17 protein-coding genes are annotated in these 26,798 nt (G+C 65.9%); 11 read left to right on the top strand and 6 right to left on the bottom strand.

The window, feature by feature from the left end; genetic code table 11:
• Positions 1-95 precede the first annotated feature (95 nt).
• Entirely contained in the window at positions 96-353 is a 258-nt protein-coding gene (locus AC3WJB_RS06015; RefSeq protein WP_492679674.1) for a hypothetical protein, read from the top strand.
• A 289-nt stretch (positions 354-642) separates the two neighbouring features.
• Here the strand turns inward: AC3WJB_RS06015 and AC3WJB_RS06020 are convergent, their stop codons facing one another.
• The 3 genes from AC3WJB_RS06020 to AC3WJB_RS06030 all read right to left on the bottom strand — a co-directional run bounded on the left by AC3WJB_RS06020 (position 643) and on the right by AC3WJB_RS06030 (position 3,831).
• The gene (locus AC3WJB_RS06020) at positions 643-1,260 is read right to left on the bottom strand and encodes an OmpA family protein (protein ID WP_492679676.1); all 618 of its coding nucleotides are present in this window, start codon (positions 1,258-1,260) and stop codon (positions 643-645) included.
• A gap of 257 nt (positions 1,261-1,517) precedes the next feature.
• Entirely contained in the window at positions 1,518-3,308 is a 1,791-nt protein-coding gene (locus tag AC3WJB_RS06025; protein ID WP_492679678.1) for an acyl-CoA dehydrogenase C-terminal domain-containing protein, read from the bottom strand.
• 40 nt (positions 3,309-3,348) lie between these two features.
• Positions 3,349-3,831, bottom strand: coding sequence for a hypothetical protein (locus tag AC3WJB_RS06030; protein WP_492679680.1), 483 nt, complete (start codon positions 3,829-3,831; stop codon positions 3,349-3,351).
• A 114-nt stretch (positions 3,832-3,945) separates the two neighbouring features.
• Here AC3WJB_RS06030 and AC3WJB_RS06035 point away from each other — a divergent pair, with 114 nt between their 5' ends.
• From AC3WJB_RS06035 to AC3WJB_RS06055, 5 genes are all read left to right on the top strand, one after another.
• Positions 3,946-4,836 carry a PhzF family phenazine biosynthesis protein gene (locus AC3WJB_RS06035; RefSeq protein WP_492679682.1) on the top strand — a complete coding sequence of 297 codons (891 nt, stop codon included), beginning with the start codon at positions 3,946-3,948 and terminating at the stop codon, positions 4,834-4,836.
• Positions 4,837-4,961: 125 nt separating this feature from the next.
• Positions 4,962-5,498 carry a (2Fe-2S)-binding protein gene (locus tag AC3WJB_RS06040; protein ID WP_492679684.1) on the top strand — a complete coding sequence of 179 codons (537 nt, stop codon included), beginning with the start codon at positions 4,962-4,964 and terminating at the stop codon, positions 5,496-5,498.
• Complete coding sequence (locus tag AC3WJB_RS06045) at positions 5,495-7,765, top strand: xanthine dehydrogenase family protein molybdopterin-binding subunit (RefSeq protein WP_492679686.1); 2,271 nt, start codon at positions 5,495-5,497, stop codon at positions 7,763-7,765. Before AC3WJB_RS06040 ends, AC3WJB_RS06045 begins: the two co-directional genes overlap by 4 nt.
• 152 nt (positions 7,766-7,917) lie before the next feature.
• Complete coding sequence (locus AC3WJB_RS06050; protein ID WP_492679688.1) at positions 7,918-8,694, top strand: L,D-transpeptidase family protein; 777 nt, start codon at positions 7,918-7,920, stop codon at positions 8,692-8,694.
• A 272-nt stretch (positions 8,695-8,966) separates the two neighbouring features.
• Entirely contained in the window at positions 8,967-11,387 is a 2,421-nt protein-coding gene (locus tag AC3WJB_RS06055; RefSeq protein ID WP_492679690.1) for a TonB-dependent receptor plug domain-containing protein, read from the top strand.
• Between the two features lie 133 nt (positions 11,388-11,520).
• Here the strand turns inward: AC3WJB_RS06055 and AC3WJB_RS06060 are convergent, their stop codons facing one another.
• Positions 11,521-12,264, bottom strand: a complete 744-nt coding sequence (locus tag AC3WJB_RS06060) for a sulfite exporter TauE/SafE family protein (RefSeq protein ID WP_492679692.1) — start codon at positions 12,262-12,264, stop codon at positions 11,521-11,523.
• Positions 12,265-12,467: 203 nt separating this feature from the next.
• On the opposite strand from AC3WJB_RS06060, the gene AC3WJB_RS06065 reads away from it, so the two are divergent.
• Both AC3WJB_RS06065 and AC3WJB_RS06070 read left to right on the top strand, forming a co-directional pair.
• The gene (locus AC3WJB_RS06065) at positions 12,468-13,502 is read left to right on the top strand and encodes an N-acetyltransferase DgcN family protein (protein ID WP_492679694.1); all 1,035 of its coding nucleotides are present in this window, start codon (positions 12,468-12,470) and stop codon (positions 13,500-13,502) included.
• Positions 13,499-14,509 carry a dipeptide epimerase gene (locus AC3WJB_RS06070; protein WP_492679696.1) on the top strand — a complete coding sequence of 337 codons (1,011 nt, stop codon included), beginning with the start codon at positions 13,499-13,501 and terminating at the stop codon, positions 14,507-14,509. The genes AC3WJB_RS06065 and AC3WJB_RS06070 overlap by 4 nt, the downstream gene beginning before the upstream one ends.
• Positions 14,510-14,599: 90 nt before the next feature.
• On the opposite strand, the gene dapF is transcribed toward AC3WJB_RS06070, so the two are convergent.
• Together dapF and lysA are read right to left on the bottom strand one after the other, a co-directional pair.
• A complete protein-coding gene (dapF, locus tag AC3WJB_RS06075; protein WP_492679697.1) occupies positions 14,600-15,463 on the bottom strand; it encodes a diaminopimelate epimerase in 864 nt (287 codons plus the stop codon).
• Between the two features lie 88 nt (positions 15,464-15,551).
• Positions 15,552-16,835 carry a diaminopimelate decarboxylase gene (gene lysA / locus AC3WJB_RS06080; protein ID WP_492679699.1) on the bottom strand — a complete coding sequence of 428 codons (1,284 nt, stop codon included), beginning with the start codon at positions 16,833-16,835 and terminating at the stop codon, positions 15,552-15,554.
• A gap of 360 nt (positions 16,836-17,195) precedes the next feature.
• On the opposite strand from lysA, the gene AC3WJB_RS06085 reads away from it, so the two are divergent.
• The 3 genes from AC3WJB_RS06085 (at position 17,196) to AC3WJB_RS06095 (ending at position 26,759) form a co-directional block, all read left to right on the top strand.
• Positions 17,196-20,078: a TonB-dependent receptor domain-containing protein gene (locus AC3WJB_RS06085; protein ID WP_492679701.1), complete on the top strand. Its 2,883-nt coding sequence runs from the start codon at positions 17,196-17,198 to the stop codon at positions 20,076-20,078.
• A 365-nt stretch (positions 20,079-20,443) separates the two neighbouring features.
• Positions 20,444-23,632 carry a WD40/YVTN/BNR-like repeat-containing protein gene (locus AC3WJB_RS06090; RefSeq protein ID WP_492679703.1) on the top strand — a complete coding sequence of 1,063 codons (3,189 nt, stop codon included), beginning with the start codon at positions 20,444-20,446 and terminating at the stop codon, positions 23,630-23,632.
• Positions 23,633-23,705: 73 nt separating this feature from the next.
• Complete coding sequence (locus tag AC3WJB_RS06095; protein ID WP_492679705.1) at positions 23,706-26,759, top strand: WD40/YVTN/BNR-like repeat-containing protein; 3,054 nt, start codon at positions 23,706-23,708, stop codon at positions 26,757-26,759.
• Positions 26,760-26,798 lie beyond the last annotated feature (39 nt).

Genomic DNA, 26,798 nt, shown 5'->3' on the forward strand with positions numbered 1-26,798 from the left:
TGCTCGCGCTCGACGCACGATCCGGCAGGCATCCATACCGCAAAGCACGGTTGTGCCGGCGAGCAATTGGCAGACCTGTTGCTTAGCTTGGCCTCATGGACGATACCGCGTACGACATTTCCCACCTGCTGGCACTCGATGCGGAGTCGCTGGCGGCCGGGCCTTTAGCCAAGGCCGGCCAGTTGGCGCCGCCGACGCGGAAAGTGGCCCGGTGCTTGACGACGGTCGAACTGGAGGATGTGCTCTCGCGGGAATTGATGCAGACCGCGGAATTCCACGATGCGCTGATCCAAGAGTACCTGCGCGCCAAAGAAAATCCGCTTCAGGGCACAGCTGGCGTGGAAGGCTCTTAGCGGCTCCTATCAGGTCTTGCCCGGTTGCCCTCCCGCTTGGGCTCCCCGGCCCCGGCTCTGCGCGTCACCGTGCTGCCGTGGATGGGCCAAAGTTGCCGTTTTGTGACACTGCGCACATTTTCGCGAACCCGGTTGGCGCTGGCTGCCGCTGACAGCGCCGCGCAAAAGGGGCGAACACGAAAAACCCGGGTTGGCCCCGGGCTTTTCGTGTCGCATTGCCGCAGCCTGCGCTGTCGATATCCAGATGGACCTGCGGTATGGGGCAGGTACCGGCGTGGCTGTCAGCTGCTCAGGACGACTGGCCCATGCTGTTGCTCGCGCTGGAGGCACCCGTGGAATCCACGGTCAAGGCCACGCGGCGGTTGTCTGCACCCTGGCCATGGGTGGCGCCCTTGGTGACCTGGCGATTGGTGTCCTTGCCGTAGCTGACCGCACGCACCTGGTCGGCATTCAGCCCGCTACTCACCAGAAAGTCACGTACGGCAGTTGCGCGTTCCATGCCAAGTTTCTTGTTGTAGGCGCGCGAACCCGCAGGGTCGGTAAAACCTTCCACGGTAATCAGCACGTTCGGGTGGTACTTGCTGATGGTCTGCGCAAAGTCTTGCAGTGCCGGCTTGTCCTGTTCGTTCAGTTCGGCACTGTCGAACGCGAAGTGTGCCACGGTGTCGACTTTGACGCGCCCCTGCATGGCGGTGATGGCGGCATCATATTTGGAGAATTGTGAAGCCATTTGCTGCTTGATCGAATCAATCTCGCTCTGCTGGGTCTTCAATGTGTTGCCCTGCTCCTGCACCGTTTGCTGCAGTTGCTGGAAATCGGTCTGCTTCACGTACTGTGAGCATCCAGCCAGGCCCAACGCCGCGAAACCTGCCGCCAAGACCGCCATGCGTGTCATTTTCATATTCATCGTGCTCTCCAAGCTGTTTGCTCACGTGGCTGACAGCACGGCGCAAGCGGGAGGTGGGAATCGTCAAGGTGCTGTCGCTTTTGAACCTACCGTATTCAGGCCGCCGGCACACCCCAGGATCCAACTCTCGTCGTGCCCTCGTTCAGCTTCGGCGACGGTACGCGCGCGCACGTCATCGGGCTGTGCAGGCAATGTGCAAATAGCGTGAGACATCCAGACGTTTGGACGTGCGAGCCTGGGCCCGCACGGCGCGCAGCTCAGGTGATGTCGGGCAGGCTGTCCACCCCCGCCTCGATGGCCGCCTGGTGGCTGAGGCAGCGTGGCAGGATGCGCGCGAAGTAGAACCGCGCCGTGTCCCGTTTGGCCTTCTGGAATGCGGCGGTCTGCTGGCCCGACCCGGCGGCAGCCACGCTGCGGGCCCACAGGTAGGCGAGGGTGATATAGCCGGAGTAGTACAGGTAGTCCACGGCTGCGGCACCGATTTCCTCGGCGTCTGACTGGGCGCGCGTAGCCAGCCGGGTGGTGAGGGCCACCCACTTCGTGCCCAGGTCGGCGAGCACCGTGGTGAAGGCGGCGAGTTGAGGGTCGTCCTGGTGCTGGGCGCAGAACGTGCCGATCTCGCCGACAAAGCGCTTGAAGCCGGCACCCTGCAGCTTCATGATCTTGCGCCCCAACAGGTCGGCAGCCTGGATGCCGGTGGTGCCTTCGTATAAGGTGACGATGCGTGCATCGCGCACGAATTGCTCCATGCCATTCTCGGCGATGTAGCCGTGGCCGCCGTAGATCTGCAGCGCTTCCTTGGTGGATTCCTGCGCGAGCTCGGTGACCAGTGCCTTCGCGATCGGGATGAGGAATGCCACCAGGTCGCCAGCGGCCTGGCGCGCTGCCGCGTCCTCGGCGCGGGCCTCGATGTCCCGCTGCAGCGCCGTGTACAACACGAGAACGCGCGAGCCTTCAACGAACGCGCGCTGGGTCAGCAGCATGCGCCGCACGTCGGGCTGCACCAGCAGGTTGTCGGCGGGCAGGTCGGGGAAGCGCGGGCCGGATGCCGCCCGCGACTGCAGCCGCTCCCGCGCGTAGGTGAGGCTGCTTTGCCAGGCCCGCTCGGACAACGCCAGGCCCTGGACGCCCACCGAGAGCCGCGCCGCGTTCATCATGGTGAACATGGCCGCCAGGCCCTTGTGTGGCCGGCTGATCATGTAGCCCACGGCGCCGTCGAAATTCATCACGCAGGTGGAGCAGGCGTGGATGCCCATTTTATGTTCGATCGCGCCGGCGCTCACCGGGTTGCGCTCGCCCAGGCTGCCGTCGGCATTCACCTTGAACTTGGGCACGATGAACATGGAGATGCCGGCGCTGCCGGGAGGCGCATCGGGCAGCCGGGCCAGCACCAGATGCACGATGTTTTCGGCCAGGTCGTGCTCGCCGGCGCTGATGAAGATCTTCGTGCCACTCAGCCGGTAGCTGGCATGGCCTTCGGCGTCGGGACCGGCGGGTTCGGCCCGGGTCTTCAACAGGCCGAGGTCCGAGCCCGCCTGCGGTTCGGTCAGGCACATGGTGCCAGTCCAGCGCCCTTCGATGATGGGGCGCATGAAGCGTTCGCGTTGCCACTCCTCGCCATGCATTTCCAGCGCATGCGTGGCGCCTTCGGAGAGTAGCGGATACAGGCTCCAGGCGAGGTTGCCCGACTGGAAGATCTCGGTGGTGGCGATGCCGAGTACCAGTGGCAGGGCCTGGCCGCCGTATCGCTCCGGATTGGTCAGGCCAGTCCAGCCGCCTTCGGCAAACTGGGTGAACGCGTGCTTGAAGCCCTGCGGCGTCGTGACGGCATGGGCCTCTGGGTCGAAATGGCAGCCTTCGGCATCGGCGGGAGCGTTGGTTGGTGCCAGCACCTGTTCGCTGAGTTGGGCAGCGCCTTCCAGCACCGCATCAAAGATGCCGCGCGTGTGCTCGCCGCCACCATGCAAGCCCTGCAGGATTGGTTCCACGCCGAGCACGTCGAACAGGACGAAGCGCAGGTCCTCGAGGGGAGCGGTGTAGGCGGTCATGCGGTGTTCTCCGGATAACGTGGGAGCTCAGCCAACGAGCTCAACGATAGGTGTTGGCGATCCCTGGCACCGGCGACAGCCAGTCCGTGCCGTGGAAGGGAAAGTCCTGTGACTTCTTGGCCTGTTCGGGTATGGCCGTCACGCTGCCACTTACTTGGTATTCCAACGCGCCCGCGCTGCCCTTGGCCGTGATTGCCTGCAGGGCCTGTGACATGTTCACGGTGGGCAGTACGGTCAAGCTGACGACGTCGCCAGCCAGCTCCGGGATCGAGCGCTTGAACGTGGCGTGTAGCCGTACCGGAATCTCTTTGCCGATGCGCAGTTGCCCGCTCAGCGCGGTGAATTCCATCCCGGCGTAGCTGTTGTTCTGGATGCGCAACGTGAGTTGCCACTGACCGTCCGGCCTCACCACGAGCTGCTGGATGCTCACCTGCGGTGGAAATATGCTCTTGCGCGGTGGCCCACAACCCAGGAGCGCGCCGCCCAGGATCACCAGCAGCAGGCATTGCAGCAGTCGTCGCATGGCCAAGTCTCGAACAATGCATCGATACTAGCCGAGGCGGCCAGGCACTGTCATATGGATGCCGGTCCGGCGATGGTTGCCCGGTGCCGGCCTTGTCGATTGGGAGGGTCAGCGATGTCTTTGCAGTTACCGTGGTTGCAGCTGGACGTGTTCTCGGATCACCTGTTTGCCGGCAATCCGCTGGCGGTGGTGCTGGCGGCCGAGGCCTTGGATGCGGTGCAGATGCAGCGCATCGCGCGCTGGGCGAATCTTTCCGAGACTGCGTTCCTGCTGCCGGTGACCGATCCGGCTGCGGACTATCGTGTGCGCATCTTCACTCCGCGCCAGGAGCTGCCGTATGCGGGTCACCCCAGCGTCGGCGCCGCGTATGCGGCGCTGGATGCCGGCATGGTCGATGCCGGCCAATCGCGCCTGGTGCAGCAATGTGCCGCCGGATTGTTGCCGGTGCACATTGAGGGCGCGGATGCCACGCGCATCGTCCACGTGCAGGCGCCCGCTGCGCGGCTGCGGGAACATGGCGCCGCTGCCATGCGGCGCCTGGCCGCCGCCTTGGGCGCGCCGCTCGAGCCGGGCTGCTGGCGCGAGGTCGACAATGGCCCGCGTTGGCTGGTGTGCGACCTGGGCCAGGCCAGCACGGTCCGCGCGCTGCAGCCGGATCTGGCGGCGTTGGCTGCCCTGAGCATGGAGTGGTCCGTGGTCGGCGCCTGCGTGTTTGGACGTGAACGCGAAGGCGACGCCGCGATGGCCGTGCGCGCGTTCTGCCCGGCCGATGGCATCCCCGAGGATCCGGTGACCGGTAGCGCGAATGCGGCGATTGCCGCCTACCTGCAGGCCACCGGAGGCCTGGGCCAGTATGGCGGGCATTGGCGGGCAAGCCAGGGCCGCGAGATTGGCCGCGACGGCTATCTCGAAGTGCGGGTTGACCAGGGTAGCGGCGTGATCAGCGTGGGCGGCGCCTGCTGCATCGGCGTGCGCGGCGTCCTGCACCTCGACGCGATCGGCTGAGCGGCCGAGTCGGCGACGGTGCGCGCGGCCGGCAACACGCCTGCAGCGCCACTCATTCAGCCGCGCCCCTACCTTGCGCGGCAGGCGCAATGCGACAATGTGCGCAGAATCCGGAGGAGACACGCATGCTGCTCGTGCAAGCACAGGTCCTGCCGACCGCGCCGGAGGACACAATCGTCCCCGATAAAATACGCCCGGCCATCGACGTGCTGATCAACGGCGAGCACTTTCGCCACACCGGCGATCCGGACCTGCCCTTGCTGTGGTACCTGCGTGACGTGCTGCGCCTGACTGGCACCAAGATTGCCGGCGAGCAGGCCAGCAGCGGGGCCGACCTGGTGTTGCTGGACGGCAATCCGGTTCCCGCCGCCAGCGTCAGCATCGTGCAACTGGACGGGCGCGAGGTGGTGACGGTCGAGGGCCTGGCGGCAAACGACGGCACCCTGCACCCGCTGCAGCAGGCCTTCATCGACGAGGACGCGATCGGTTGCGGCTATTGCACGCCCGGCTGGCTGATTTCCGCCGTTGCCCTGCTCCAGCGCAAGCCGCAACCGACCGACGACGACATTGACCAGTTGCCCAATGTCTGCCGTTGCGGGTGCCAGACGCGGGTGCGCCGTGCGATCAAGCGCGCCGCAGCGGGCAAGGCCAACGTGGCATGAGCGAGGTGGGCGGGTCGCTGCCATACCTGCGCCTCTCGCGCCGACGCCTCCTGCAGGTGCTGGCCGGTGGCGCCGGCGTGCTGATGGTGGGCATTGGCCGCGTGCGCGCCGATGCGCCACCGCTGCCTCCCGGTTTGCTCGGCGACAACTTCCATAGTCTTGGCGCCTACGTACGTATCGACGCCGACGGCAACGTCCTGATCGGCGCGCGCGATCCGGATACCGGGACCGGCGTGGCCACTTCCCTGCCGCTGATCATCGCCGAAGAGATGGACGCGGACTGGAACCGCGTCAGCGTGGTGCCGCTGGGGCTGGACGTCAGCGACATCAACGGCCAGCCGCGCTGGACCTATGGCCGCCAACTCGGCGGTACCGGCACGTCGATTCCCGCCGCATGGGCCGACTTGCGGCCGGTCGGTGCGCTGGTGCGCTGGATGCTGCTGCAGGCGGCGGCGACCCGGCTGGGGGTGAGGGCCGAGCGCCTGCGCTGCGAGTCGGGGACGGTCATTGCGCCGGACGGCCGCCGCGTCACCTATGGCAGCCTGGCCGGCGCCGCGAGCGCCGTGGCCCTGCCCAGCCAGGCGCCGCCACTCAAGTCGCCACAGCAATACCGCCTGATTGGCCGCGACGCTGGTGATGTCGATGCCCGCGCCATGGTCACCGGCCAGCTGCGCTTTGCCATCGACGAGCGCCCGGGCGATTTCCTGGTGGCCGTGCTGGCCCAGTGTCCCTGGCCCGATGGCTCGCTGGCCGAACTCGACAGCAAGGACGCGCTGGCCGTCGACGGCGTCGCCAAGGTGCTGAGCATCGCCCCCGAGCCGGGCTTGTCCTGGGGCAGCACGGCGATCGCACCGGCCGTCGCCGTGCTGGCCACGAGCACCTGGGCTGCACTGCAGGGCCGGGGCAAGCTCAAGCTGACCTGGCGCCCGGGCCCCAGCGCCGTCGAAGACAGCGGGGCGTTGGAGCAGCAGGCGGCCAAGCTGGTGGACGGCCAAACCGATCCCACCATGCGCGTGCGCAACGACGGCGATGTGGACGCCGCCGGCAAGCGTGCCGCGCGCCGTTTCAATGCCACCTACTTCCAGCCTTGGCTGGCACATGCCACCGCCGAGCCGATGAACTGCATCGTGCGCCTGGACAAGGACCACGCCCAACTGGTGGTCCCGACGCAGGCACCACAGCAGGCCTGGTCGGTGGTGCGGCGCCTGACCGGCCTGGCACCGGCGCAGATCGACATCCAGGTGCCACGCGTGGGTGGCGGCTACGGCCGCCGCCTGGATCACGATTACGTGGCCGAGGCGGTGATGCTGGCCAAGGCGGTCGACAAGACCGTGTGCCTGTGGTGGTCGCGCGAGCAGGATCTGGCACACGACTACTACCAGAGCGGTTGCACACATCGGCTGGAGGCAATCGTCGATCAGCGACGCAACGTGATTGCCTGGACCCAACGCATGGCGAGCGCCTCAGCCACGGTGCGTCGCGGGGTTCCTGATTCCCGTTTGTGGGCGTCCGAACTGCGCGCTACGCAAATGCCGGCCGCGTTGATTCCGAACTACCGCAGCGAATGGTATGCGCTCACCAGCGCCATGCCGCGCGGACCTGCGCGCGGCGCGCCCGACGTCGCCAATGCGTTCGTGGTCGAGAGCTTCATCGACGAGATCGCGCACCAGTTGCGTGAGAATCCGCTGACATTCAGGCAGCGCCTGCTGGGCGAGCCGCGCCAGCTGCCGCTGGGCGACGGCACGACGCTCGACATCGGCCGCCTGCGCAAGGTGCTGGAGCTGGCCGCCGAGCGTATCGGCTGGAAGGACTGGCTGCACAGCGTGAACGGGCTCGGGCTTGCCTGCTGGCACCTGGATGGCGCCTATGTCGCGCACGCGGTGGAGGTGGCCGTGGCTGGCGAGCGCCTGGTCATCCGGCGCGTGGTCTGCGCGGTGGATGTGGGCCGCATCATCAACCCGCTGGGATTGGCCGACCAGGTCGCTGGGGCGACGCTCGACGCGATGTCCAGCGCATTGAACCTCGCCATCACCTTCAAGGGCGGGCGCGTCCAGCAGCAGAGCCTGGCCGACTATCCGCTGGCCAGCATGGCGCAGCTGCCCAACGACGTCGAGGTCATCACCGCGCCTGGCGACCGCACGCCGACCGGCGCGAGTTTCCTCGCGATGCCGAGCGCGGCGCCGGCCCTGGCCAACGCGATTTTCCGTGCCAGCGCCGTGCGCGTGCGTCGCCTGCCGCTGATGGCGGAGTGGGAGCGGCTGCGCTAGGGGCATGCGACCACGCGGTCCTGTTCGCGCCACCAGGTTCCCACCGATGCTGCGGATGCAGGCTACGGACCCCATCGGCTGGCTGCTAAGGTGGATGGGTCGACGAGGCGATGGTGCCTTGCCGGTCTGCCCGTGGGTTTTGCGGAGGTTGCATGGTGAAGCATGACGAGGCTTGTCTCAGGCAACTCGGTTGCCTGTTGTTGATTGCTGTGCTCACGCCGGCAGCTGCCACAGCGGCGCGCCCGACCCCCGCACCATGGACCGATGCGCGGCAACTGGTCCTGGTGGTGACGCCCGATTGGCATGCCGACCACGGCGAGCTGCGCACGTTTGTCCGTGGGCCTGATGGCTGGCGCCTCGAGCACGCTGCCGCGGCCGTCACCATTGGCAAGGCCGGCGCCGCGTGGGGGCTGGGCTTGAATCCCATGCAGCACGACGGCCCCATCAAACGCGAAGGTGATGGCCGCAGTCCGGCTGGCGTGTTTCGCATTGGCAAGGCGTTTGGCTACGCGGCGTCGGCGGCGACCGCAATGCCCTACCGCGCATTGAGTGCCACCGACTATTGCGTCGATGTCAGCGGTGCCGCGCAGTACAACCGCATCGTCGATGCCAAGGTCGTCGGTACCGCGGCGGTCAAGGGCTCCACCGAACCGATGCGGCGCGACCTGCATTTCCACGGCGACCAGCATTACCGCCTGGGTTTCGTGATCGAGCAGAACCCACACAATCAGCCACAGGGCGGCAGCTGCATCTTTGCGCACCTGTGGGATTCGCCAACCGATGCAACAGTGGGATGCACGGCGATGCCCGCGGCGCTGATGCAATCGCTGCTGGCATGGTTGCAGCCAAAACAAAGCCCGGTATTCGTCCTGCTGCCGCACGCCGAGTACCTGCGGCTGCAGGCGGCGTGGAAATTACCCGCGCTCTGAGTCGTTCGACGCGCGCTGCCGGCAGCGAGGTGGTCCGGCTTGGCAAGGTCATCGAGCCAAGCAAGAGTGGCGGCCGCGGTGATTGCAATCGCTCCGATCCCGCTCGTGCTGACCCGGATCAGTGGGACGCCGATACCCTTGGCGCCGGGGCGCGCACGTCGTTGACAGCTCGGACAGTCGGCGTAACGTGCAGCGTCGCTCAAGGTCGCCCAGCGGCATGCCCTTCGTGGAGTGCCGTCGCGGCGTGCTGCAACGACAAGGGACAGGACAGAATGAAGACACGTTTCATCGCACTGCCGACGCTGCTGGCCGCGGCCATTTCATTGGCCTGCACCGAGGCGTATGCGCAAGCCTCCACCCCGGGCCAGGAGAATTCGTCACAGTCGACCACGACCACGACCTTGGCTCCGGTCATGGTCACCACCGGCACCCGGGCACCTGACCGCACGGCGGCCGATTCGCTCGCGCCCATCGACGTGTTGACGCCGGCGGACATCAAGGCGACCGGTGTGCCCGACCTTTCTCGCGCCTTGCGCATCCTGCTGCCGTCGATCAATTTCGTGCAGGCGTCCAACGTGGATCAGGGCGATTCGGACCAGCCGGCGCAGCTGCGCGGCCTGTCGCCCGACCACACCCTGGTGCTGATCAATGGCAAGCGGCAGCACACCAGCTCGGTGCTGCATCTGGGAGGTGTGTCCTACGTGGACGGCAGCACGGGCACCGACCTGGCCGCGATCCCGTTGAACGCGATCGAGCGCATCGAAGTGTTGCGGGATGGTGCAGCGGCGCAGTATGGCTCCGATGCGATTGCCGGCGTCATCAACATCATCCTGAAAGGTGGCAACCAGAGCGGCTCGCTCAGCGTCACCCATGGCTTGTACAACGCCGGGGATGGCAGCACCTGGCAGGGCAGTGCCGACGGCGGCATTGCCTTGGGCAACAGGGGCTGGATGCATCTCAGCCTGACCGATCGTCATCAGGATCCGACCAATCGCGCCGGCCCGGACCTGCGCTTTCCCGGCGACCCGACCTACGGCAAGGTCACGTTCCACGCCGGCTTGCCCCTCACCGGGATCAAGCAGGCGGCGCTCAACGCGCAATACGACCTCACGCCGCAGGCGCAGTTGTATGGGTTTGCGCTGTACAACCAGCGCAAGGTAACGAACGGCGCGTATTTCCGCTCGCTGTCGACCTACGCCACGGACCACCCCGAGGCGCTAGCCGTCTATCCGGAGGGCTTCCTGCCGACCGAGCACAGCGCCTTGTTCGACAATTCCGCGGTGCTCGGCTTGCGCGGCACGGTGGCGGGCTGGCATTACGACCTCAGCGCAAACACCGGCGGCAACCACTGGAAGTTCCGCAGCACCAATACGTTCAATTATTCCCTGGGCAACGCCTCACCAACCGCGTTTTACCTCGGTACCACCACGAACCGGCAGAACGTGGTCACCGCCGACTTCAGTCGCGACTTCCAGCTGGGTTGGCTGAAAAATCCGCTGGGCGTGGCCTGGGGCATCGAGTACCGCGACGAGGAGTACACGCTCAAGCACGGTGATCCCGCGTCATATTCTGGCAGTGGCTCGCAAGGCTTCGGCGGTTACCAGCCGATCGATGCCGGGGAGCATTCGCGGCAGAACAAGGCCGCCTATGTCGACTTCACCACGGACTTCACCGACAAGTTCACCGCCGAGCTGGCGGCCCGCCACGAGCACTACAGCGACTTCGGCAACACGACGCCGTGGAAGCTGTCCGGCCGCTATGCGCTGACCGACACGCTCGCCCTGCGCAGCACGGTGTCAACCGGCTTTCGCGCGCCTTCGCTCGCCCAGGAGTATTACTCGAGCACGTCGACTTCATCGATGATCGACCCCAATACCGGGATTCTCGGCTTGTTCAATACCCGGCACTTCCCGGCCAATGATCCGGTGGCCGAGGCATTGGGCTCGCGTCCGCTGAAAGCCGAGCAGTCGCGCAACTACAGCGTCGGGCTGGTCTACTCGGCGCCGCGCGGCTTGAACGCGACCCTGGATGTGTACCAGATCACGATCAACGACCGCATTGCCTTGAGCGGAAGTCTGGATGGCGATGAGGTCGCCGCGTTTCTGGCGTCGGCCGGCTTCCCGTTCGTGACCGGTGGCAGCTTCTTCACCAATGCGGTCGACACGCGCACGCGCGGCGTGGACCTGGTGCTCGGGTATCCGTTCGACCTCGGCAGCGCCGGCGCGCTCAAGCTGACCAGCGGCGTGAACTACGGTTACACCACGATCCTGTCGGTCAAGCCCAACCCGCCGCAACTTGGCCTGGCTGGCTTGACGCTGGACGTGTTCACCGCGCAAAGCCGCAACTTCCTCACGACGCAGACACCAAAATCCAAGGCCTTCGTCGCCGGTGACTGGACGCGCGGCAACTGGTCGGCGCATGCGCAGCTGACCCGTTACGGCAAATACATCATTGGCGCCAGCTCGATCACGGCAATCACCCAATACCCGCCTGCGCGCTATTTGCTGGATGTCAGCGCCGCCTACCACTTGGGCCACTGGGTGTTCACCCTCGGCGCCGACAACGTGACGAACACCTACCCGCAAAAGAACGTGCCGCTCAACAACTTTGCCGGGAACTTCGTCTACCCCGATTCTTCGCCGTTCTCCTACCAGGGCGCGTACTACTACGGCAGCGTGGCGTTCAACTGGTAATGCAGCGCGTTGCATGGCCAGGTCCGTGGCGACGAGCGGCGCCGGCCGTCGCCGCTTGGCGCGTGCGAAGCTGAAGTCCTGAGTGCGTCGTGGACGGCGATCCATCCGGTCGCCGCCCGCACCGCGCGCATGGTCAGCGCAGTTGCAACGCCAGCTCGACCGCGCTGATCAGCACGATCAGGCTGCCCACGGCGAACAGCATCAGGCGCTCGGGAAGGTGGCGCACCAGCCAGGCGGCAAGTGGCGCGGCCATCACCCCGCCGACCAGCAGGCCCAGCACGGTCGACCAGTGACCGATGCCGATATGCCAGGCCAGGGTGGCCGCGACGCAAGTGGTCACCACGAACTCGGCGGCGTTCACCGAACCGATCGTGCCGCGCACGCTGCCGCCACGGGCCATCAAGGTGCTGGTGGCGATCGGCCCCCAGCCGCCGCCGCCCATGGCATCCAGCGCCCCGGCAACCAGGCCGAGCAGGCCGGGATGGCGTACTTGATGGCGCGACAGGCGTTTGCCAAACGCGCGCAACAGCACCACGACACCGAGGATCAACAGGTAGGCGATGATGAGTGGCCGGATCGTTTCGCCGGGAACGTTGGCCAGCACCGTCGCGCCGAGGATGCCGCCGATGGCGCCCGGTATGGCCAATTGCCGGAAGAGCTTCCAGCTCACATTGCCGAACCAGGCATGGGCGGCGCCGGATGCGCCGGTGGTGAAGACCTCGGCCGTGTGCACGGTGGCGCTGGCCACTGCCGGCGGCAGCCCAAGCGCGAGCAGGATCGAGCTCGATACGAGCCCGTAGGCCATGCCCAAGGCGCCGTCGACCAATTGGGCAAACAAGCCGATACCCACGAACATGAAGAAATGAGCCAGGTCCACAGTGCGCCTGCATGCGTGCGTGCAGGCGGATCGGTCGCGCTGCGCCGCCTGGTTGCGGGGGATGAAAGTCGGGTAGGTCACCACTTTGCCACGCCGCGCCTGCGCCTGCCTATCGCGGCAGGGTCGATTTCACTTCATCCGGCACCGGCCTAGACTGTTGGGCCTTGCCGCGCGACGCGGTGCCCAAGACCCGGGACAAAACGATGCCTGTTGCCCTGCGTGCGCCGTACCTGTTGTTTCTCGGCGATGTACAAATCGTGTCCGACGCGAAGACCGCGGCTGGCATCGCCCATTGGCGCCGCGCGCAATGCTGCGGACAATTGCGCCTGCCTGGATGCAAGGCCGACGTCGGCTTGCCCGACCTCAGCCTGGCGCAGGCCCGGGAGCTTGGCGCGCAAAGCCTGGTCATCGGCGTCGCGCCGGTCGGCGGCGCGTTCGCCCCGCAGTGGCTGGGGCCCCTGCGCGATGCAGCGCGGATGGGCCTGGACATCGTCAGTGGCATGCACGCCCCGTTGCGCGAGATCCCCGGTCTTGCGGAATTGGCCGCATCCAAAGGTGCCCGCCTGGTCGACGTGCGGGTGTCGCCCGAGCATTTGCCCGTAGCCACCGGAGCGAAGCGCTCGGGCCGGCGCCTGCTGACCGTGGGGACCGATTGTGCGGTCGGCAAGAAATACACCGCGCTGGCGATCGATCGCGCGCTGCGTACGCGTGGACGCGATTCCACGTTCCGTGCCACCGGTCAGACCGGCATCATGATTGCCGGCGCCGGCATCCCGATCGATGCGGTGGTCAGCGACTTTGTCGCCGGTGCAGCCGAGGTGTTGTCTCCAGCCAATGCGCCGGGGCACTGGGACATCGTGGAGGGGCAGGGCTCCCTGTTCCATCCGGGTTTTGCCGCGGTCACGCTCGGTCTGCTGCATGGCACGCAGCCCGATGCGTTGGTGCTGTGCCATGACTTGTCGCGCAGCACGATCGAGGACCTGCCGGATTACCCCATACCGCCGATCGCGACCTGCATCGCGCGTTACGTGGAAGCGGCGCGGCTGACCAATGCCGCGGTGCGCTGCGTCGGCGTGGCGGTCAATGCCTCTGGTCTCGATGCGACCGCGTATGCCCGACGCCGCGCGGCAATCGAAGCCGAGACCGGCCTGCCTTGTGTCGACCCGATCCGGGATGGCGTCGACATCCTGGTGGATGCGCTGGATGCGGCCTTCGGCGCGGTTGGCGCGGCGGCATGAGCGCGCCGCGCTTCGAGGCACTCAGCGTGCAGGTCGCGATCGAGAACTTTCCCCTGCGCGAGCCCTTCACCATCACTGGCAGCACCATGTGGGACACGGACGTCGTGGTGGTCACCCTGGGCAAGGACGGACAGTGGGGTCGCGGCGAGGCCTCGGGCGTTTCCTATCACGCGGGCGACGACGCGCCGGGCATGCTTCAGCGCATCGGCGCAGTGAGCGGCGAGCTTGCGGCCGGGCTGGATCGTGACGCGCTGCAAACCTTGTTGCCTACGGGTGGCGCGCGCAATGCAGTGGATTGCGCCCTGTGGGATCTGGAGGCGAAACTGACCGGCCAGCCGGCATGGCAGATTGCCGGGCTCGATGCGCCGCGGCCCCTGCCCACCACGTTTACCGTCGGGGCGAATACGCCGGCGAAGATGGCTGCCGATGCGCAGGCCTACGTCCAGGCCCAGGCGATCAAGATGAAGTTGACCGGCAGCGCCGAGGATGCCGATCGCGTGCGCGCGGTGCGTGCCGCGCGCCCGGAGGTGTGGCTCGGCATCGACGCCAACCAGGGCCTCGACCGCGCCTCGCTGGCCCGCCTCCTGCCGGTGTTGGTCGAGGCCCGGGTCCAACTGATCGAGCAACCATTTCCGATCGGCCAGGAGGCGCTGATGGACGGCCTTGATTGCCCGATCCCGTATGCTGCCGACGAAAGCGCGCAGGGCCTCGCCGATCTGCCCGGCCTGGTTGGGCGCTTCCAGGTGGTCAACATCAAGCTCGACAAGTGCGGCGGGCTCAGCGAAGGTCTGGCCATGGCACGCGAGGCGCGTCGGCTGGGACTCGAGGTCATGGTCGGCAACATGATCGGCAGCTCGCTGGCCATGGCCCCGGCGTACCTGGTTGGCCAGCTCTGCTCGGTGGTGGATCTGGATGGCCCGGTGTTCCTCCGGCACGACCGGCCGTTCCCGGTCCGCTACGTGGGCGGCAAGATAACGTGCCCGGATGCGCTGTGGGGCGGCGCCTGAGGACCGGGCCGTGCTTGTCGATGGCGGCTCACCTTTGGGGGGCGCCGCCGCTCCTCGCGGGTTTAGGCTGGACGAACAACCTGAGCGCGCTCAGGGGACCCGGCCGGGAATGGGCCACTCGCCCTCGAACACGAATGCCGCCGGCCCGGTCATCCACAATGGCTCGCCAACCCCTGGCCAGGTGATGCGCAGGGCACCTCCCGGCATCTGCACCCGTATGTCGGCATCGACTTCACCGCGTTGGCGCAAGGCTGCCGCGGCCGCGCACGCGCCACTGCCGCAAGCCTGGGTCCAGCCGGCGCCGCGCTCATGCTCGCGCATACGCACGTGGCTGCGGTCGAGCTTCTGTACGACGGCGATGTTCGCCTGTTCCGGGAAGCGCGGGTGCGTGGTCAGCAACGGGCCCAGCCGTGCCACGCGCGGGTTGTCCAGGTCATCCATGCTGAGCACGCCGTGGGGGTTGCCCATGGACAGCGCGCTGATCTCGACGGTTTCGCCGCCAACGTCCACGGCATACAGCGGCGCCACTGCCTCGGCCACGAACGGGATGCGTGGCAGGTCGAAGATGGGCTCGCCCATGTCCACGGTCACTTCCGTCGCGTTGAGCAGGCGCACCGACACCGGGCCGGAAGGACTCTGGAGCCGTACCGTGGCGCCCAGTGCCAGCACGCCGGCACGATGCAGCCACGCCGCCACGCAGCGCACGCCGTTGCCGCACTGGCCGACCGGCGAACCGTCGGCGTTCCAGATGCCGTAGGCAAATGCGCAGGCTGGATCGCGCGCGGGTTCGATGCTGAGCAGCTGGTCGAAGCCGACGCCCGTATGCCGGTGGCCCAGTGCCTGCAGTTGCAGCGTATCCAGCGGCATCGGCTGCTCGCGGCAGTCGAGCATGACGAAGTCGTTACCCAGGCCATGCATCTTGCTGAAGCGCAAGACCGGTTGTGTGCTCAGCATGCCATGCACTCCATCATTGTCGGTAGGTGAATTCTCGCGCTGCCGGCGCGGGAAATCCCGTGCTCGACCGGGGTGCCGCTGCCGATGGTCAGGCGATCTGCCAGTGGTCGGCGGGGACTTCGTCGGCGACGATGCTTTCCAGGCGCTGGCGGTGGCGGATGATGGCGTAGCGGCCGCGGTCCAACAGCACCTCGGCAGCCAGTGGACGCGAGTTGTAGGTCGAGGCCATGGAGCTGCCATACGCGCCTGCGGACTTGATCAGCAGCAGGTCGCCGGCGCGGCATTCTGGCAGTGCGCGATGGCGCGCAAAGGTGTCGCCGGTCTCGCACACCGGGCCGACGATGTCGTAGGTGGCGAGCGCGCGGTCACCGTGGGACACCGGCACGATGTCGTGCCAGGCGTCGTACATGCTGGGACGCACCAGATCGTTCATCGCCGAATCCAGCACCAGGAACTGGCGCTCGTCGCCACGCTTGACGCGGATGACGCGGGTCGCGAGCACACCGGCTTCGGCGACCAGGTAGCGGCCGGGTTCGAGCAGGATCTGGCCGTGGAAGCCCGCCAGCGCGTTGCGGATCGCGTCTACATAGTCGGCTGGCGGCACGGGGTGATCGTGGCCGGCCCGATAACACACACCGAGCCCGCCGCCGACGTCGATGCTGCCAAGTGCATGGCCATCGGCAGCCAGCTCGCGCCAAAATGCGGCGACGCGCTGCAGTGCCAGGCGGAATGGCTCGACGCGCAGGATTTGCGAGCCGATGTGCACGTGCAGGCCGTCCAGCCTGACATGCGCAAATGCCGCGGCCTGCGCAAACCAGCGCCGTGCCTCCGGGATGCTCACCCCGAACTTGTTTTCCGCCTTGCCGGTGGAAATTTTCTCGTGCGTGTGCGCGTCGACGTCCGGGTTGATACGGACGGCCACATGGGCCACGGTGCCCTGTGCCTGCGCGACCTGCTCGAGCAGTTGCAGCTCGTCGAAGGACTCGACGTTGAGGTGCAGGATGCCGGCGTGCAGGGCCTCGGCAATCTCGGCCCCGGTCTTGCCGACGCCTGAAAACACGATGCGCTCCGGCGGCATGCCGGCATGCAGGCAGCGCCACAACTCACCGCCGGAGACGGTATCGGCGCCGACGCCGGCATCGCGCATCAACTGCAGGATGGCGAGGTTGCTGTTGGCCTTTACCGCATAGCAGATCAAGGCGTCGAGCCCTTGCAAGGCATGCTGCAGCCCGCTGATGCGCTCGCGTATGGCACTGGCCGAATAGGCGTAGAACGGCGTGGGGACTTGCTGTGCCAGGCGCTCCAGGTCGACCCCGTCGAACGTGCCGACGGTGGTGGTGACGGCTTCGAGGACGTCGACCCGATGGTTCATGCGGCATGCTCCATGGCGATTGGCGGGTGTTGCTGGTGGCGGCGTTGCGCGCAGCATCGTAGCGCCGATCGCGTCTTCCGGCAGGACACGCCGCTCCCACCTTGACACACTGGGCCGGCGCGCCATGGCGTCGCGGCGCGTGCGCGGATGCGCCTTCATGCTTTGCCAGACAGCCGGAGGAAGTCCTGGCGATCGGCTTGTTCGACATGGATCGGTGCAGTAGCTGGGCGCCTTGTGGTGGCCCGCCCGAGACGGATAGACGTCTATAGACGGATGCCAGGTGAGGGACTAAGCTCCGGTGGCACGGTCCGGTTTGCCAGGGGAGGCCATTTCGGGCGCGGTGCTCTGTGGGGGGATTTCATGGACGCACGGTCCCTGGGGACTCGGGGATGGCGCGCATCTTCAACGCTTGCTGGGGAGAAACCAATGAAACCTGCTGACAACCGTCTGTGTATCGCTGTCCGGCTGGCCCTGGCCGTCGGCGTGTTCGCCGTCGCCGGGGGCGTAGCCCAGGCCCAGGATACGGGCACCAACCAGGCGTCGCCCGCGCAAACCCAGAACCTCAAGGGCGTGGTGGTGACCGGTTCGTTGATCCGGCGCGTGGATATCGAGACCGCCAGCCCGGTCATCACCATCGGCCGACAACACATCGACGATTCCGGATCCGTCACGCTGGGAAGCGTCCTGCAGGAATTGCCGAGCATCGCCGGCAACGCGATCAATCCGCAAGTGACCGGCAATGGTGGCGGTGTCGCCAATGCCACCACCGAAGGCGGGTCCGGCGCATCCAAGCTCTCCCTGCGTGGTCTCGGAGATGGCCGCACGCTGGTCCTGATCAATGGGCAGCGGCTGGTGAACTCGGACATCAACCTGATTCCCCAGGAGATGGTTTCCCAGGTCGACGCATTGGCGGAGGGGGCGACGACCACGTACGGCTCGGATGCCATCGGCGGTGTCGTCAACATCCTCACCAGGGACAATTTCGAAGGCGCCCAGGTGTCCGTGAGCGACGGCATTTCGGGCCATGGCGACGCCAAGCGCAAGAGTGCGTCACTTGTCCTCGGGCACAGCGGCGACAAGTACCGCGTGGAAGGCGGGCTTGGCATCAACAAGACAGGCACCGCCATAGGCACCGATCGCGACTTCTCGCGCACATCCTATTCGTTGCGCAATGGCGTGATCACCCCGTCAAGCGGGTCCACCTTCGTGCCGCACATGCGGATCCAGTTGCCTGCCAACCTGAGGACCCAGTTCGGGTGTCCATATGTGACCTTGGCACAGCCGGATGGATCCCATCTCAGCGATTACCAATGCTTTTCCAATACGAAATCCACTTACAACGAGTTCCCCAAATACAACTATCTCCAGACCAATTCCCTGCGCCGCAACGGCTTCTTTATCGGTAGTTACGATTTCACCCCGAATATCACCGGCTTCGTCAATGCGTTCTACGTCTCAACGGCATCGACCGGTCTCAATGCGCCTGATCCCACTTATACCGTGGACGGCTGGTCCGTCCCTGCCAGCGCCCCCTATAACCCATTCGGGGTGACGTTCAGCGGTGGCGTGATCCCCGGAGATCCAAACAGCGGTTACGAAATCCGCACGCGGGTTGCCGGGAACGCCCCCCGGGTAAACGCCTACAAGACCGAAACGGAGCAGATCATCACCGGTTTGCGTGGCGGCTTCGGAGACAGCAGCTGGCTCTGGAATGCCACCTTGAACTATGGCCATTCCGAGCGCAACCAGACCAATGAAAATGAGATCCTCGTTTCCGGACTACAACAGGTCATCAACACCAGCAATTTCTTCAATCAAGCCAATATCCCCGGAAGTCTCCAAGGCGGACTCGCCGATCCGACCTACAGCCGGTACGACAACCTGCGGCAGGTCGAATTCACCACGAACGGCAACCTGTGGCAATTGCCGGCGGGAACGATGCAGGCGTCGATTGGCACGTTGTACCGCAACGATTCATACAATTTCACCGTCCCGGACATCGTGCTGCTCGATACCGCGACGCTGACCTGCCAGACCGTGCAGGAAGCGTGTGCGTCGCCCGGCCGGGGCAGCGACAGCGTCAAGGAAGTCTTTGCGGAAACCTTGATCCCGGTGCTGGCCGACATTCCCGGTGCACACTCGCTGGACGTCGACCTGGGTATCCGCACTTCCAAGTACGATTCGCTGAAGAGTGCCACGACGAACAAGAAGGTTGCCATTCAATGGCGACCAATCAAGAACCTGCTTGTGCGTGGAACCGTTTCCCAGGTCTTCCGGGCGCCGAACCTCAACATGCTTTATGACGGGCCGTCGCTTTCACAACCGGGCTTTGTCGATCCCTGCGCGGCACTCACGGCCGCGGAGCTCGCTCAACATGCCGCTGCGTGCAGGTATGTTCCACCGAATTTCGATGCCACTGACGAAGCGCAGGTCAATGCACTGGGTGTGGGTTCCAAGAGGGTGGGTGCCAACCTCAAGCCCGAACATGGGAAATCCGTTGACCTTGGCCTGGTGTACGCCCCGGAATGGGCCCCTGGCGTCAATACCAGCGTCGATTTCTGGCATGTCTATCTCTACGATACGCTGGTGAATATTTCACCAACCACGATTGTCAACCAGTGCTTCAACAACAATGACAGCCAGTATTGCCCGCTCCTCCTTAGATATGACGACACCACCAGGAATCCCGGCAAGATCTACCAGGTCAACGCGCCCACGGTAAATCTCGGTAGTCTGAGTACCAGCGGTGTGGACGCAACGTTCAATTACGATATTCCGCACTTCGATTTGGGAAGCGTCGATCCGGGCAATTTCCGCCTGGAGTTCAAGGGCACATACGTGTCCACGTTCAACAACAGTCCGACGCCAGGTGCGCCTGGAGCGACGGTGTCGAAATATGCCGGGACGTTCAATTCCCAGTTCGGGAACATTGCACGCCTGCGTGGCAGCGGTACCGTCAACTGGAACCGCGGGAACTGGAGTGCCCAGTGGCGGAGCCGCTATATCAGCTCCGTCGAGTCATTGAATGCCGACTCGGTGACCGGTGCGAGTTTCCAGCTGGCATCAGTCGTATACCATTCGCTGCAGGTCGGTTACGCGGTTCCGGCGATCCGCACGCGGTTTTCCGCGGGCATCGACAATATATCCGACAGGCAACCACCGTTCGCTCCGGGTGGCCGAGGGACCCAATACGATGTCATTGGCCGTTATTTTTGGCTCCAGGCGACGGTGAAACTGTTCTGACGCGGCATGATGCCGCCATCCTTCGTGGCAGGGCGAGGCCGGGAGACTCGGTTCGCCCGGATTGTTGCCACGAAGGATCCGTTTGGAGCGGAGTACCAGGCCGCCGTTTGAGGTGGACAACAGGGCCGTCGTGCCCACACGGATGTCGTGCAAGCCGGGCCGGTACTTTTGGCATAGGGGGCATGTGCAGGCTTGCGCTACGCTTTATCCGTCTGTCACCAAGAGCATGGCAGGAACCGGCCCACGGTGCGTTGTGGTGCTTGTCGGCGAACGGTCCTGATGGGAGTCGCCCGTGCAGCGGTGCGCAGCGCGGAACCGTGCACAGGCATGTGAAGGCATTGTTTTCCTCGGCATTGGGAGTGCACATGGATGCTCGTCGCTGGTTGGGGTGGTCGACCCTCGCGTTGCTGATCCTGGGTTTGCCGTGGGTGCTGCAGGCGCAGCCGCTCGATCCGGGGCTGTACTCGGGCCTGCAATGGCGGCTGATCGGGCCGTTTCGCGCTGGCCGGGTGACCGCGATCACGGGGGTGGCTGGCCAGCCGGACCACTTCTACTTCGGCTCTGTCGGGGGCGGGGTGTGGGAGACGCACAACGCCGGGCGGACCTGGGTGCCGATCTTCGACCAGCAGCCGGTGGCATCGATCGGGGCGATCGCCGTGGCACCCTCCGATCCGAACGTGGTTTACGTGGGTTCGGGCGAAGCGTCCATCCGCTCCAGTTTCAGCACCGGCAACGGCATGTACAAGTCCACGGATGCCGGCAAGACCTGGAAGCACATTGGGCTCGAGGACGCGTTCCAGATCGGCGCGGTACTGGTCGATCCGCATGATCCGAATGTGGTCTACGTTGCGGCGCTTGGGCACGGCTATGCGGCAAACTCCGAACGCGGGGTGTTCAAGAGCACGGACGGTGGCCAGAACTGGAAGAAGGTGCTGTACAAGGATGCCGACACCGGCGCGGTCGACCTGAGCTTCGGCAGCGATGCGCGGACCATCTTTGCTGCCATGTGGCAGACACGCCGGCCGCCGTGGACGGTGTATCCGCCATCGGATGGCCCGGGCAGTGGACTGTACAAATCGACCGACGCCGGTGCCACCTGGCAACAGGTGACCGGGCATGGTTTCCCGAGCGCGGGCCTGGGGCGCATTGGGGTGACTGTGGCGCCGAGCAATCCGCGGATCGTCTATGCGAACGTCGCAGCCAAGCAGGGGCAGGGTGGCCTGTATCGGTCGGACGATGGTGGCGCGAACTGGAAGCACGTCAGCGGCGACGCGCGCATCTGGTCGCGGTGGTGGTATTTCGGGCGGGTGCGCGTGGATCCGCGCAATGCGGACATCGTCTACATTCCGAATACCGCGCTGTACAAGTCCACCGATGGCGGCCACAGCTTCCTGCCGATCAAGGGCGCGCCCGGCGGCGACGACTACCACATTGCCTGGATCAGTCCAGACAACAGTGAGCACATCATGCTTGGCGTGGACCAGGGCGCCACGATTACGCTGGATGGCGGCAAGACCTGGAGCTCCTGGTACAACCAGCCGACCGGCCAGTTCTATCACGTCGCCACGGACAACCAGTTTCCATACAACGTATATGGTGCCCAGCAGGATTCGCTATCGGTCAAATTGCCGAGTCGTACTGATTACGGCGACTACACCAATGGCATCAGCTTCATGGATTTCCTGCCCATCCCCACCGGCGGGGAAAGTGGTTACATCGCGCCTGATCCCTCCCATCCGCGCTACATCTTCGGCCCGGCCATCGTGCGGCCGTTCGACGGCGACGTGGTGCGCTTCGACACGCTGACCAAGCAGGTCGAGGACGTCAGTCCGACGTTGGAGTATCCCGGCGTCACCTATCGCAAGACCTGGACGCTGCCGCTGGTGTTCTCGCGGCTCGATCCCAAGGTCATGTATTCCTCGCACCAGATGATGTTCCGCAGTGACAACGGCGGACAAAACTGGTCGGTGATCAGCCCCGACCTGACCCGGGAAAACCCCGGTGTGCCGCCGAACGTGGATCCGATCACCGCCAAGGACTCGCCAATCCAAGGCCCACGCCGTGGGGTGATCTATACCATCGCGCCCTCACCCATCCAGCAAGGACAAATCTGGGCCGGCACCGACGACGGGCTGATCTGGCTCACCGCCGACGAAGGCGCGCACTGGCAGGACGTCACGCCCAAGGGGCTCGGCGCCTGGTCGAAAGTGGGCATCATCGAGGCCTCGCATTTTGACGCGAAGACGGCATACGCCGCGGTGGATCGCCACCGCTTGGACGACTACAAGCCCTACATCTACGTGACCCACGACGCAGGGAAGACGTGGACGCTCGCGGTCAACGGCATCGCCACCGGTGATTTCGTAAACGTGGTGCGCGAGGATCCGAAGAAGCCGGGATTGCTGTATGCCGGCACCGAGAAGCACGTCTACGTATCCTTCGACGGCGGTGCCGACTGGCAAAGCCTGCAGCAGAACCTGCCGGTGACTTCGATGCGCGACATCGACGTGCATGGCGACGACCTGGTGCTGGCCACGTTCGGACGCGGCTTCTGGATACTCGATGACGTGAGCGCGCTGCGCCAGCTCGACGCGCAGGTCGGCACGGCGGCGGCGACGCTGTTCAAGCCGGCCATCGCCTATCGCGTCCGTCCCGGTGGTTTCCTGAGCACGCCGTTCCCGAAGGACGAGCCGCAGGCCGACAATCCGCCCAATGGCGCCTTCATCGACTATTACCTGAGGACGGCTGCGCCCTCGCCAGTGACCCTGGAAATCGTCAATGCGCAAGGCCAGTCGGTGCGTCGCTACTCCAGCGCGGATGTGCCGCCGACCGACGACGAGGCCACGGCGCGCACCGGCCCGGGATGGACGCCGAAGACCTATCCTCTTTCCCAGGAAGCCGGCATGCACCGCTTCGTATGGAACTTGCATTACGCCCTGCCTGAGGCGCTCGCCGGCAACGGCATGTACCGCTTCACCAATGGCGACGGCTTGTGGGCGCTGCCTGGCGCCTACACGGTCAAGCTCAGCGTCGGCGGGCAGACCTACACCCAGCCACTGGAGATCAAGGCCGATCCGCGGGTTGAGATTTCGTCCGCGGCGCTCCAGCAGCAATTCGACCTGGCGCGGCATATCGAGAGCCTGCGGCTCGACATCGTCAAGGTGTCCGCGCAGGCGGCCGACCTGCGCGCACAGCTAACGGCGGTTCGCGGCAAGCAATCGGGCAAGCTGGCGAATTCGATCGATGCCGTGGTCAAGCAGGTCGATGCGGTCGCCGGGGTGAGGCCCGAGGACAATCCGGCCAACTCCATCGGCCTGCCGACCACCGACTTCACCAGCCTCCTCTACCTGCAGGATGCGCTGACCAATCTTGGCGCTTCGGTGGAGAGTGCCGACGCGGCGCCGTCGATCGGCAAGACGCAGACCTTGGCCAAGTACCAGCAGACGCTCGACGCCGCGCTGGCGAAGTGGGAGAGCGTCAAATCCACTGACGTGCCGCGGCTGAATACGCAGTTGAAGGCAGCCGGACTGACTCAGGTGAAGGTGGCGGACTGAGCCATCCGCCCAATGGCGCGGCCGCACGGATGTGGCGGTCGCGCCGGTCTGGCTCCATCCGGGAGATATATCCATGTTTCGATCAGCCCTTGCTTGCGCCCTGCTGCTGCTGGCTGGCGTCGCCGCCGCGCAGGCCGTGCCACCACAGCTTCTGGACGGCTTGTCGTGGCGCGAAGTCGGCCCGTACCGCGGTGGACGGGTGGATTCAGTCAGCGGTGTGGCTGGTCAGCCGAATGTCGCCTGGCAGGGCACGGTAGGTGGTGGCCTGTTCAAGACCACCGATGCGGGCGTCACCTGGCAGCCCATGTTCCAGCATGAAGCGTATTCCTCGATTGGCGCGGTGGAAGTGGCGCCATCCAATCCGCGGATCATTTACGTGGGCACCGGCGAGGCGTCGATCCGCTCCAACGCGACGCTGGGCAACGGCGTGTACCGCTCCGATGATGGCGGCCAGACCTGGCGCCACCTGGGCCTGGATGACACCCAGCACATCGGCCGGCTGCTGGTGGACCCGAAGAATCCCGACCACGTGGTGGTCGCAGCGCTGGGCCACGTCTGGGGACCGAACCAGGAGCGCGGGATTTATCTCACCACCGATGGCGGCAAGACCTGGAAGCACAGCTTGTTTGTCGACGCGCACACTGGCGCGGTGGACCTGGCGCGTGATCCGGCGCGGCCTGGCACCTTGTATGCGACCACCTGGAATGCGGAGCGTACGCCGTGGTTCCAGTACGCCCCAGTGGATGGCCCAGGCAGCGCCATCTACCAGTCGACCGACAACGGCGCGAGCTGGCGCAAGCTGTCGGCGAACGGCTTGCCGGCGGACATGGGGCGGATTGGCGTGGCGGTTGCCGATACCGCGTCGGGCCCGCGCCTGTATGCCATCGTCAGCGCGGGAAACTCGCAGGGTGGAGCCAACCAGTCTGGCAGCGGCAGCGGCCTGTACCGTTCGGACGACGTCGGCGTGAGCTGGCATCTGGTCAACGCCGACACCCGCCTGTCGGGACGCGGCTGGTACTTCGGGCGCATCTACGCCGATGCCAAGGACCCGAATCTGCTCTATGTACCGAACACTTCGCTGTACCGCTCGCGCGACGGGGGCGCGCATTTCGAGGCCATCAAGGGCTCGCCGAACGGCGACGACATGCGCGCGCTGTGGCTGGATCCGGACGACGCCGCGCATTTGATTCTCGCCGTCGACCAGGGCGCCTCGATCAGCCTGGATGACGGCGCGCACTGGTCGAGCTGGTTCAACCAGCCTAGCGCGCAGATCTACCATTTCAGCGTGGACAACCAGGTGCCGTACAGGCTGTATGCCACGCAGCAGGATTCCGGCGCGCTGGTGATCGCCTCGCGTGGCCACACCGGCATCATCACCAATCACGACTGGGACGCGGTCGGCGGCGGCGAATCGGGCTACCTGTTTCCGCGCAAGGACGACCCGTCGATCATCTATGGCTCCGGTTCCGGCGGCAACATCACCGCCTATGACACGCGCACGCATGTCACCACCAACATCTCGCCCTCGCCGGTGCGTTCGTTCGGTGCCCTGCCGACGGCGGGCAGCTCCTACTACCCGTGGAACACCGCCTTCGCGCTCTCGCCGTTCGACGCCGACACCATGTACATGGCTGGCCAGAAGGTGCTGAAGTCCACGGACGCGGGGCAACGCTGGCAGGCGATCAGCCCGATCCTCACCGCGAAGGATCCGAAGGCGCAATGCAAGCGCGAACCCACCCGCGAGACCGCGGCCGCCTGCGGCTATTCGGTGGTCTACGCGCTGGCGCCATCGCGGGCGAAGGACGGCGTGCTGTGGGCCGGCACCGACGACTCAAGGCTGTGGCTTACCCGGGATGGCGGCACGCAGTGGGACAACGTGACGCCGCCCGGCCTCGGGCCATGGAGTCGCGTCGACACGATCGAAGCCGATCCGCACGATGCGGCCAGTGCCTATGTGGCCGTCGACCGCCACCAGATCGACGACACCCGGCCGTACATCTACATCACCCACGACGCCGGCAAGACCTGGCGCTTGGCCGTGCAAGGCATCCCGCAAGGCAGCTATGTGCGCGTGGTGCGTGCCGATCCGGAACGCGAGGGACTGCTGTACGCGGGCACCGAGCTGGGCGTGTTTGTATCGTTCGACGATGGCCAGGCCTGGCAATCACTGCAGCGCAACTTGCCGACCACGGCTGTGCACGACCTGGCCGTCCATGATGGCGACTTGATTGCCGGCACCAGCGGCCGCGGCTTCTGGATCCTGGATGACATCATGCCGCTGCGCACCGCGAGCCCGGCGATTGCCCAGAGCCCAGTTCACCTGTATGCGCCCAAGCCGGCGCTGCGCCTGCGGCTCGGCACCTATGACGGCGAGGCGCGGCCGCCGGAGGTCCCGCACGCGGCGAATCCGCCGACTGGCGCGGTCATCGACTATTGGCTGGCAGCCGCGAGCAGCACTCCGGTGACGTTGGCGGTCTACGACAGTACTGGCAAGCTCGTGCGCCAGTTCTCCAGCGCGGACCAGCCGGGGGCGATGCCGACGCCGAACTGGCCGGATTATTTCATGTCGCCGCCGACGATCCTCCCAGCCAGCGCGGGCGCGCATCGCTTTGTCTGGGACCTGCGCTACACGCCGCCGGCAGGCGCGCCGCGTTGGGGTGAGCCGGCCGTCCTGGGCCGCACGCCGCGTGCGCCCATGGGGCCCCTGGTGTTGCCGGGCCAGTACCGCGTGGTGCTGACGGCCGAGGGCAAGCAATACGCCCAAGCGCTCACGGTGCTCGCTGATCCACATGCCGGAGGTGCCGGCGCGGCGCTGGCCGCCAATGTCCAATTGTCGCTGGACCTGGGCGCCGCCATCGACCGCAACAGCAAGCTGCTGGTTGAGGTCGAGACCGCCGCTGCGGCGGCCAATGCGTCAGGCGACCGCGCCAAGGCGCAGCGTATCGAGAGCCAGGTGGGCAAGGCCGGATTGGACCGCAACACCATGCAGCTGACGATGCTGATGAACCAGGTCATGGACACCGACGTCGCGCCCAGTCCCACGGTGCAGGAGGCTGCCGAGGGACTCAGGACCTCGGGCGAGCAGGCGCGTGCCGCGGTGACGAGCGTGCTGGCTGCGGCGCACTGAGCTGGGAACGCCTTGCCCCTCAATCGTCGCCCCGGTATC

It is taken from the genome of Rhodanobacter sp. FW510-R10, from assembly GCF_058781105.1.